Source organism: Nocardiopsis halotolerans DSM 44410 (genome assembly GCF_000341065.1).
GTDB lineage: Bacteria > Actinomycetota > Actinomycetes > Streptosporangiales > Streptosporangiaceae > Nocardiopsis > Nocardiopsis halotolerans.
Window position 1 is genome coordinate 1 of record NZ_ANAX01000003.1, and the last position, 9,821, is coordinate 9,821.

Genomic DNA, 9,821 nt, shown 5'->3' on the forward strand with positions numbered 1-9,821 from the left:
GACGGGAGCGCCCTCAGGCGGCCACAGCACACCGATGTCGTGCCGGGTGCCGTAGCCGCACGCACCGGTCTTGTCCCCGACCGTCCAGTCCTCGGGGACCCCGGCGCGGATCAGGTCGTCGCCGGTGGTGTTGGCGCGCATCATGCCGGTGAGGATGTCGCGCTTGTCCTCGGACAGGACGTCGCCCAGGGCGAACTCGCGCAGACTGGTGGCCATCGCCCGAGGGGTACTGGTGTCACGGACGTCACCCGGCACGGCCTCCGCCATCTCCGGCGCGACCCGGTCCACGCGGGTGACCTCGTCGCCGATTCCCCGTAGGGCCCTCTCCAGCTCCTCCGGTCCGCCGAGCTCCTGCAGGAGCAGGTTGGAGGCGGTGTTGTCGCTGTGGCGCAGCGCGGCGTCGCCGATCTCGCGCAGCGTCATGCCGGTGGCCACGTGTTCCCTGGTGACGGGGGAGTGGAAGACCAGGTCCGCCTCGGAGAAGGTGACCGTCCGGTCGAGTTCGTCGATCGGTGTCCGGTCGAGCACGGCGCCGAACGCCAGGGCCTTGAAGGTGGAACAGTAGGCGAACCGCTCGTCGGACTGGAACTCGACCGCCTGGCCCGTACCCGTGTCGAGGGCGTAGACGCCGAGCCGGACGCCGAACTCCCCTTCGAGGCGCGCGAACGCGGAATCCATCCGGACGGGGGCGGCCGGCTCAGCGGGCCTGGTGGTCCCGGCGGCCTCGGCCGACGGTGGCGGGGCGGCGGGGCCGGTCGGGTCCGCGGGGGACGAACAGCCGGTGAGCGGGGTCAGGGCGATCGAAACCAGGGCCGCCAGTGCGGCGTGGCGGGTCGTGGACCACGGCACCGCGAAGCACCTTCCCTCCGTGCGCGGTTGGTTACCCTGGGGATTCTCGCGGCTGGCGGGCGCGCTGTCGACGATGGCGACGGTATGGCGCGTCCGCCCTCTCGGCCGGGTCGGCGTCGTCTCGGCCGAGGGGAAGGACGCCCGCGTCCTCCCAGGGTCCCGCGGGTGTCAGGAGAGGGAGGCCCTCGCGGCGGCGCGGTGCGGTCGGCCCGCCCGCACGGGACTCCTGTTCCAGGCGCGGCGTCCGCGGGACGGCGCGGGCGCGAACCCCCGCCCGACCGGCCGTGTCTCCCGCCTCGGCCCAGGGACCCCGTCTTCCCGGGCCTCCCCGACGCTCACGGCCCGCACGGGCGCGTGCGAGGGCCGAAGACCCCGCAGGGCCGCCACGGCCCTGCGCACCGCCCCCCTGCGCACCCCCAGACCGCTCCTGGCCCCCAGGGGAACCAGGGTGTCCACGACAACCGCCACCACAACCGCGAGCGCCCCGAGAATCGCCAACGTCATGTCCCCTCGCTCCCCTCTCACAGGACGGCTGTGGCCGTTACCGCGTCACGGACGTCCCGGCCGCCGCACGTTCCGTGCCGACGGCCCGTAGTCCTTGCAGGCTGCCCGTACCCCGGCCGGTAAAACCCCCGGAGGGCGGCGCACCGCTCTCCGGGAGGGCGGGCACGACTCTAGGGGCGGCCTACGACGGTTTCCGGGACGCTGGAGCGCCGTCCCGGCGTCCCCTCGGTCCTCCGTTCCGGAAGGCCGCGCTGAGCAGGACCGGGAACGGCGGTCCGACGTCAGTGGTGTGCCCGCGACCCCCGCCGGCCGAAGCCCCGGAGCACGCCCCCTCGCTCTTCGGCGGCGCGAGGACGCGGAGCCGCGGGCGTGTCACCCGCCTCGGCCCCTCTCCCGTCCACCGCCTTCGGCCCGGTCCGCACGGTCGCCCAGGCCAACGGCCAGAACGCCACGATCGCGGCGATCCCCATCACGTAGAAGGCGGGGAAGGGCGGAGCCGCCATCGCCAGGGCCATCACGACCACCGCGACCACCACCACCGTCGTCGTGGACCGGCCCGTGATCCCGGCGCGTGCGATCCCCATCGCGAACGCCAGCGACCCGACCAGGAAGAGGGCGGAGCCGCTCACCAGCAGCGACAGGAACCACGGCTGGAGGGTTTCCAGCAGCGCGACGGTGTCGGCGCCCGTCCGGACCGCCGCCGCCACGGTCAGCTCGATCGCGGGAAGCGCGGCGATGAGGACGAGGCCCACGATGACCAGCGGGAACGCCCAGGAACTCCAGCGCCCCTCGCCCGCGTCCCTCAGACGACCGCGGAGCCCGTGGAAGGCCAGGACGAACAGCGCGAAGGCCCAGACCGTCAGCAGGTGCACGGTGGCCCAGCGGGTGGGATCTGCCTCCACGGCCTGCGCGACGATCTCCGGGTTCGGGCCGAAGCCCGACAGGAACGGGTGGTACAGGAGTGCGGCCAGCAGGAGCGCCGGGGCCACGACCATGACGACGGCCCGGCACCAGTTGCGGATGAGTGTGGACATCGTGCCCACCTCCGGTGTGAGACCCGGCCCGGGCGTCCGTACGGCCCGGACACGAAGGCTTACCTCCACACTACGACGATGGGTCCGCCCTGGCACCAGGAGGAGGGTTCCGCGCCGGGCGGGGCCGGACGGCGACGAGCCGGTCACGGCGTCGCACCGTCCGGGTGCGCGGGTGCGTCACCGCGCCCTCCGGTCCGTCCGGGGCACGCCTCCGCGGCGCCCCCGGACGTCGCCGGGTCAGGCCATGGTCACGGCCACCTTGGTCCAGCCGGGCTCGCGGTGGTCGAAGGCGCGGTAGGAGTCCACCACCTCGTTGAACGGCACCTCCTGGGTGAGGACCGAGGTGATGTCGACCCTGTCGCTGGCCACCATCTCCAGCAGTTCGGGGATGTGGGTGCGGTGGTTGCAGTTGCCCATCTTCAGCGTGAGGTTCTTGTTCATCGCCGCGCCGATGGGAAAGTGCGTCATCGTCGGCGGGTAGACGCCGATGATGGACAGGGTCCCCGCCTTCGCGACCGCGTCCACCGCCCACCGCGCGGCCTGCGACGGCGCGTCGCCGGGCACCCAGGTGTCACCCTCGGGACGGGCCTGGGGCACGAGCTCGGAGACCTCCGTCGCGAACTCCTCCCTGAGGTCCTCCTGGACGGCCGGCCCCTGCTTGGGCCGCTCCGCGTCGACCCCGACGGCGTCGATCACGCGATCCGGCCCGATGCCCCCCGTGAGTTCCACCAGGGCGGCCACCGGATCCTCCTGGGTGTAGTCGACCACCTCGGCGTGCAGCAGGCGCGCCTGCTCCAACCGGCTCCCGACTCCGTCGACCGCCAGTACGCGCCCCGCTCCCTGGAGGTAGGCGCTCAGCACGGCGAACAGCCCCACGGGACCACAGCCCATCACCGCGACGGTGTCCCCCGGGGAGACCTCGGCGAGCTTGGCCCCGAACCACGCCGTCGGGAAGATGTCGGAGACCAGGACGGCCTCCTCGTCGCTCACCCGCTCGGGGATGCTGACGAGCCCCACGTTGGCGTAGGGAACGCGCACCCGTTCGGCCTGGAGACCGGGAAAGGAACCGGTGGACTCCGGCCCTCCGAAGAACGCCGTGCCCGCCCGGCGACCCCCGGGGTTGGCGTTGTCGCACTGGGCGAAGTAGCCGCTCCGGCAGTAGCTGCACGTCCCGCAGCCGATGGTGGAGGGGATGACCACCCGGTCGCCCGGCCGGAAGTTGCGCACCTGGGAGCCCACCTCGGTCACCACGCCGACCCCCTCGTGACCGAGGACGGTGCCCGGCACCATGCCCGGCATGGTGCCCCGGATCATGTGCAGGTCGGTACCGCAGATCGCGCTCGTGGTGATCTGCACGATGGCGTCCTGGGAGTGCTCGATCCTCGGTTCCTCCACGTCCTCCAGGCGAATGTCGCCGATGCCGTGCCACACGACTGCCTTCATGGTCTTCCTCCCAACCAGCGGCGGGCACGCGCCCGCGCCGCCCGAAGCGGTGGACAGCTGTTGGGTGCCCCGGCTACCCCGGCCCCGGACCCGTAAACCGGGGGCACCGACACGGAGGGCCGGCCCGGTACCCGACCTCTGACCGGGGTCGGTCGCTCTTGGCCGGTCCACGGCGGCACCGCCGTGACCCCATGCGGACGGTGTCGGACGCGCTGACGACGCCGGTGCGAACATGGCCGGGGCGGTCGGCGTGGGGCCCGGATCACGGACACCCGGTGGCGCCGCCTTCCGCGAGCGGCTTCGACCAGGACGGACGGGGCCACCGCCGGAGACACCGGTCCCCGCACGGGGCGGCCAACGGAGAGAGGCACATGGACGCGGTACGGGCGTACGCGAGCAACCACGCCGAGGCGTGGAGACACCTTCTGGCGGACCGGACCGAGGAGGCCGTCGTTCACGGCGGGTTCCACGTCCTGCGAACCCCCGACCCCGAGGAGACGCGGGTGCTCCTCACTTGTGCCTCGGTGGAACTCCCCGACCGGGTCGCGTCCGTCCTGTCCGCGCCGGGCCGCGTCAGCCTGGACGACCCCTTCGGGGAAGTCGGTTCTCCCGAGGGCTTCACGAGGACAGCGCGGCCCGTCATGGTGCGCAGGGGGCCCGTGCCCGCGCCCCGGCCCCGTCCGGACGTCGAACTCGTGTCCGTGCGCGACGAGAGGGCGCTGCTCACGGTGGAGCGGCTCATCGTGGACGGCTTTCCCCTGCGATCCCGCCAGCCCCACACACCTCAGTGCTTCCTACCCACCGGCCTGTTGGACGCGGACGGCTGGCGGGCGTGGCTCGCCCTGGACCGGGGTTCCCCCGCCTCGGCCTGCCTGACCTTCGACCACGGTGGCGTGGTCGCCCTGTACTGGCTGGTGACCATGCCGGAGCACCGGTCACGCGGAATCGCGCGCACGGTGCTCTCGGAGGTCCTGTACCGGTACCAGGGGCGGGACATGGTCCTGGTACCGACCGAGGACGGCCGTCCCCTCTACGACTCGCTCGGCTTCGTCGAAGTGGGGAGGGGCTACTTCCACACGAGGACGAACACCGAGACGCCGTGGGCACTCCGGGACCGTCACCGGAGCGGTCGGGGGCGGCGGTGACGCGGCGGCACGGGTTCCCCGATGGTGCCGCCCACCTCGCGGTCGACGGGGTGGTCGTCCTCGCCGCCGAGCCAGTGGTTCCACACCCTCGCGGTGCGCGCGACGCTGGTGCCGATGGGGGCGTTCGCCCTGGGGTCCCGCATACGGGGCGGTCCGTGACGGGCGGTACGCGCGGTCTCGTGTGTCCGCCACGCGCCCGCGACCCGGAGAAGCCCTCCCCGGGGGCGATACCGGGGAGGGCTTCTGTGCGCGGGGTCGGTGCGTGGAACCGGTCAGTCGGCGGACGGTTCCCTTCCGCTTCCGGTAGCCCTGGCGGAATCCGTCGGCTCCCCGGGCTCCTCCGCGTCGGTCTCCGGGACCGGCGCGTCCTCCGCGGTCCCCTCGGCCCCCTCGTTCCGCTCCGGCAGGTCGACGCTGTCCCGCAGCCGGACGGCGGGCAGGAACAGGGCCAGGGCCAGGCCGGCCACGGCGATCACCGTGGCGACGAGGAACAGGTCGCCGGTGGCCGAACCGTAGGAGTTCTCGACGATCTCGCGCAGGAACGGCGGCATGCTCTCCAGGTCCAGGGTGCTGGCGTCCCCGCTTCCCGCGGTGGGGCTGATCCCGGCGGCGGTCACGCCCTCGGTGATGTTCGAGGCGACCCGGTTGGCCAGGAAGGCGCCCAGCACGGACACGCCGATGGTGCCGCCCAGGGTGCGGAAGAAGGTCACCGTGCCGCTGGCCGCGCCGACCTCGCGCAGCGGGACGGAGTTCTGCACCACCAGGACCAGGTTCTGCATGGACATGCCCACGCCGAGGCCCATCATCAGCATGCCTCCGCAGACGATGAGGAGTGACGTGGAGGCGTCGATGGTGGACAGGACGAGGAAGCCCAGGGTCAGCATCACCATGCCGGTGACCACGTAGGGCTTCACCCGGCCCGAACGCGACACCATGCGCCCGGACACCGTCGAGGAGACCATGGTGCCGAGCATGAGCGGGGCGGTCAGCAGCCCGGCCTCGGTCGGGGAGTAACCGCGCGCCAGTTGGAAGTACTGGCCGAGGAAGACCGCGCCGCCGAACATCGCCATGCCGACCGCCGAGCTGGCCAGGATGGCGATGGCCGTCTCACGCCGCATGACCAGGTGCAGGGGGACGACGGGCTCCGCCACGCGCGACTCCACCCACACGGCCAGGGCGAGCAGCACGAGGCTGCCGCCGACCATGGCGCCGGACGGCCAGGAGATCCACGCGAAGTCGTTGCCCACGAAGGTCACCCACATGAGCAGGAGGCTGACACCCGCGGCGATGAGCGCGGCGCCCGCGTAGTCGACCTTGGTGTCGGGTCGGCGTACGTCGATCAGCTTGAGCGTGCGGCTCAGGATCACCAGGGCGACGAGCATGAACGGCACGCCGATGAGGAAGCACCAGCGCCAACCCAGGCCGGGCAGGTCGGCGAGGAGGCCGCCGATCAGGGGTCCGCCGACGGTCGCCACGGCCATCACCGCGCCGAGGTAACCGTTGAGGCGCCCCCTCTCCTTGGGGCTGACCATCGAGGCGATGATCACCTGGACCAGGACCTGGGAGGCGCCCATGCCCAGACCCTGCACGGCGCGGAACGCGATCAGCTGTCCGGTGGTCTGCGCGAAACCGCACAGCAGCGACGAGGTGATGAACAGCAGGATCCCCACCTGCAACAGTCGCTTCTTGTCGAACAGGTCGGCGAGCTTGCCCCAGATCGGCGTGGACGCGGTGGACGCCAGCAGGGTCGAGGTCACCACCCACGTGTACTGCGACTGGGTGCCGTCCAGGGCCCCGACGATCTGGGGCAGGGCCACCGACACGATCGTGCTGCTGAGCATCGTCACGCCCAGCACGATGAGTAGTCCGCTCAGGGAACGCAGGAGTGGTGGTTGCCCGGTCTCGGGCACGGGACGGGAAGTGCGCACGGATTGACCTCTGGGAAGGAGAGAGCGCGGCTGGACGGGCCGCGGCATTGCTGCTTGGTCGCGATGAGTGAACGAAAAGGTGCAGAGGGGGAATTTTTGCACTCACTGTAGAATATCATCGCGGTCACGACCCGGAGGCGTGTGAAACGTGGGAAAGCCGACACCCCGGGCGGGAATTCGCGCGCCGCCGTACCCGCCGGAAGGGGACGTGTCCCTCGGCCGAGGGGCGGACCCGGGGGAATACTGGGGCCCATGGACGACCTCACACTGTCCCTGCTGCCGTTGACGACCAGCGCGGAGGAGGGGGAGCGGGCCGCCCGGGCGGCGCTGCTGCCGGTCGGCAGCCTCGAACAGCACGGTCCCCACCTGCCCCTGGTCACCGACACCGTCATCGCCTGCGACCTCGCCCGCCATCTGGCCGACGCCCACCCACTGCGCCTGCTGCCGCCGGTCACCGTCGGCTGCTCCCACGAGCACGCCGCCTGGCCCGGAACCGTGAGCGTCTCCGCGCCCACCCTGTACGCGGTCGTCGGGGACATCGCCGCCTCCCTCGGTGACACCGTGCTCGTACTGGTCAACGGGCACGGCGGCAACCACGTGCTCGCCAACCTCGTCCAGGAGTCCGGAGGGCGCATGGCGCTCTTCCCGGGGCCCCACGACTGGGAGGCCGCCCGGGTCGCCGCCGGGATGGCCACCGACAACGACGGTGACATGCACGCCGGGGAGCTGGAGACCTCCGTGCTCCTGCACACCCATCCTGAGCTGGTCCGGCCCGGCTACGAGCACGCCGACCACACCACGGGCGCGCGCGACCACATGCTCACCGTGGGGCTGGCGCCCTACACCGTCTCGGGGGTCGCCGGTCGGCCCTCGCTGGCCACGGCCGCCAAGGGGCGCGCCCTGCTCGCCGCCCTCACGGAGGCCTTCGCGGGGTACCTGGCGGCGCTGGGTGAACCGGAACGATCAGGAATCGAGAAGCGCCGGTCACCGGGCCGGAACTAGCGTGACGGCCATGGCAACCATCGCATCCGTCACCCTCGAGGTGGCCGACCCCACGGCCGCCCACCGCTTCCACACCGAGGCCCTCGGCCTGGACACGCGGATACGCCTGCGGGCCTCGCAGGAGTCCACGACCGGCTTCCGCGGGTTCACCATGGCGCTCACCGTGCCCCAGCCGAGTACCGTCGACGACCTCATCGGCTCCGCCCTCGCCGCCGGGGCCACGTCGCTGAAGCCCGCCACGAAGTCGTTCTGGGGTTACGGCGGTGTCGTACGGGCCCCGGACGGGACCATCTGGAAGGTCGCGACGTCGGCGAAGAAGGACACCGGCCCCGGCACCCGGCGCGTCGACGAGATCGTGCTGCTGCTGGGAGTCGCGGACGTGGCCGCGAGCAGGAGGTTCTACGTCGAGCGCGGCCTGGGCGTGGCGCGGAGCTTCGGCCGCGCCTACGTCGAGTTCGACACCGGTCCGAGCCCCGTCAAGCTGGCGCTGTACAGGCGCCGCGCCCTCGCCAGGGACCTCGGCGTCCCGCCTGAGGGCAGCGGATCGCACCGGCTCGTGCTCGGTGGCGACGCCGGTTCCTTCACCGACCCGGACGGGTTCGCGTGGGAGTCCGTCTCCCCGGTGCCCGCGCCCTGACCCGTCACCGCCGCCCGCGTCCCCGGACCCGCCCTCACCGCGCTCCGGTATGACCCGCGCGGACGCGGGCCCAAGCGATGCGGGCGACCCGGGCGAGGGCGGCGAGGGGCGGCGCTCTCCGCCCCGTCCCCGCGGCTCGGTAGGATCCTGCCCCATGCCGCCACCGCAGGAGGTACGACATCCCGCGAACCGCTTCTGGCACGCCACCATCGGCTTCCTGGCCGCCCTGGTCGGTGTCTGGATCCTGGCCTGGCTGGTCACCGGCGTCAGCGAACTGGACGAGAGGTGCGCACACGGGATCGTCGGCCCCGGCGGATGGCACGAGGTGGAGCGCAGCTCCTACCCGCCCAACGTGACGTGCGTCTACCTCGGCGGCGAGGCGGTATCCAGCGCTGGAGTCCTGGTGATCGCGTGGTGGGCCTGCTCGTCCAGCGCCGTGCCCGCGTGTCCGGCCGCGACCCGGCGATGTGACGGTTCCTGAGCGGCGCGGGCCCGGCCCGCGCGTCGTGCGCGGAGGCGGTCACGCGCGCGTCGGCCGGGGACCGCGGTCGGCGCCGCCGGGTCGCGGGCCCCGCGTGAACGCGCGCGCCGCGCGGGCCAGCAGCACCACCGCGCCCGGCAGGGCGGCGACCAGGGCCAGCAACCCGTAGACCACCGACACCGTCAGCCCCGTCCGTGAGCCCAGCCCCGCCGCGCCGAAGGCCAGCGCGGTGACCGCCTCGCGCGGTCCCCAGCCGCCCACGTTCACCGGCACACTCATCGCCAGCAGCGCCAGGATCAGTAACGGCACCAGCCGGAACGCGGGCGCGGTGACGCCCGCCAGATGGGCGGCGACCAGGAACAGCGACACGTGACCGGCCAGCGCGGCCGCCGACAGCAGCACCACCCGGGGCNCGCACGAACAGGCCCGCCCGGGCGTCGGCCGCCGCGGTCCGCAGGGCGCGCCACCACCGGGACCGGCATCTCCCGCCCACGCGCAGGCCCACGGCCACCACCAGGGCGACCAGCCCGACCATCCCCGCCGTCACCCCGACCGCGCGCAGCCCGAAACCGAGCAGGGCGGTGGGCAGGGCGAACAGCAGTGCCCCTCCTGTGGCGGCCAGCACCGCCTGCCCCGCCATGCGCTCCAGCACCACCGCGCGCACACCACGCCCCATGTCCCCGGCGTAACGGCCGTGGCTGAACGCCCGGTGCACGTCGCCGAGCACCCCGGCGGGAAGCACCGCGTTGAGGAACACTGCCAGGTAGTAGTCGGCGACCGCCCTCCCGAGCGGCAGCC

The 9,821-nt window shown here is 72.9% G+C and carries 10 protein-coding genes and 1 pseudogene; 4 read left to right on the forward strand and 7 right to left on the reverse strand.

From position 1 onward, the window contains the following. The 3 genes from bla to D455_RS0100115 all read right to left on the reverse strand — a co-directional run. Positions 1-849, reverse strand: an 849-nt coding sequence (gene bla / locus D455_RS0100100; RefSeq protein ID WP_017568725.1) for a class A beta-lactamase, incomplete at its 3' end; no start/stop codon positions are given. A gap of 785 nt (positions 850-1,634) precedes the next feature. Continuing rightward, on the reverse strand, positions 1,635-2,387 hold the full coding sequence (locus tag D455_RS0100110; protein ID WP_017568727.1) for a hypothetical protein: 753 nt from the start codon (positions 2,385-2,387) through the stop codon (positions 1,635-1,637). A 237-nt stretch (positions 2,388-2,624) separates the two neighbouring features. Next, the gene (locus D455_RS0100115) at positions 2,625-3,830 is read right to left on the reverse strand and encodes a zinc-dependent alcohol dehydrogenase (protein WP_017568728.1); all 1,206 of its coding nucleotides are present in this window, start codon (positions 3,828-3,830) and stop codon (positions 2,625-2,627) included. Positions 3,831-4,201: 371 nt separating this feature from the next. Here D455_RS0100115 and D455_RS0100120 point away from each other — a divergent pair, with 371 nt between their 5' ends. Further along, positions 4,202-4,975, forward strand: coding sequence for a GNAT family N-acetyltransferase (locus D455_RS0100120; protein ID WP_017568729.1), 774 nt, complete (start codon positions 4,202-4,204; stop codon positions 4,973-4,975). On the opposite strand, the gene D455_RS32365 is transcribed toward D455_RS0100120, so the two are convergent. Together D455_RS32365 and D455_RS0100130 are read right to left on the reverse strand one after the other, a co-directional pair. Beyond that, positions 4,948-5,118 (reverse strand): SAM-dependent methyltransferase, encoded by a 171-nt coding sequence (locus tag D455_RS32365; RefSeq protein WP_017568730.1) that lies wholly within the window; start codon positions 5,116-5,118, stop codon positions 4,948-4,950. The genes D455_RS0100120 and D455_RS32365 overlap by 28 nt on opposite strands. A gap of 129 nt (positions 5,119-5,247) precedes the next feature. Next, complete coding sequence (locus D455_RS0100130; protein ID WP_241480128.1) at positions 5,248-6,816, reverse strand: MDR family MFS transporter; 1,569 nt, start codon at positions 6,814-6,816, stop codon at positions 5,248-5,250. Positions 6,817-7,155: 339 nt separating this feature from the next. Between D455_RS0100130 and D455_RS28725 the strand changes: the two genes are divergently transcribed. The 3 genes from D455_RS28725 (at position 7,156) to D455_RS0100145 (ending at position 9,023) form a co-directional block, all read left to right on the forward strand. Next, complete coding sequence (locus tag D455_RS28725; protein ID WP_017568732.1) at positions 7,156-7,905, forward strand: creatininase family protein; 750 nt, start codon at positions 7,156-7,158, stop codon at positions 7,903-7,905. 10 nt (positions 7,906-7,915) lie between these two features. Continuing rightward, complete coding sequence (locus tag D455_RS0100140) at positions 7,916-8,542, forward strand: VOC family protein (RefSeq protein WP_026122163.1); 627 nt, start codon at positions 7,916-7,918, stop codon at positions 8,540-8,542. Between the two features lie 154 nt (positions 8,543-8,696). Further along, complete coding sequence (locus tag D455_RS0100145; RefSeq protein ID WP_017568734.1) at positions 8,697-9,023, forward strand: hypothetical protein; 327 nt, start codon at positions 8,697-8,699, stop codon at positions 9,021-9,023. A 39-nt stretch (positions 9,024-9,062) separates the two neighbouring features. Here D455_RS0100145 and D455_RS35715 read toward each other — a convergent pair whose 3' ends face one another. Together D455_RS35715 and D455_RS35720 are read right to left on the reverse strand one after the other, a co-directional pair. Then, the gene (locus tag D455_RS35715) at positions 9,063-9,428 is read right to left on the reverse strand and encodes a hypothetical protein (RefSeq protein WP_017568735.1); all 366 of its coding nucleotides are present in this window, start codon (positions 9,426-9,428) and stop codon (positions 9,063-9,065) included. 91 nt (positions 9,429-9,519) lie between these two features. Continuing rightward, positions 9,520-9,780 (reverse strand): annotated as a pseudogene (locus D455_RS35720) (UPF0104 family protein); the annotation flags it as partial. Between the last annotated feature and the right edge of the window lie 41 nt (positions 9,781-9,821).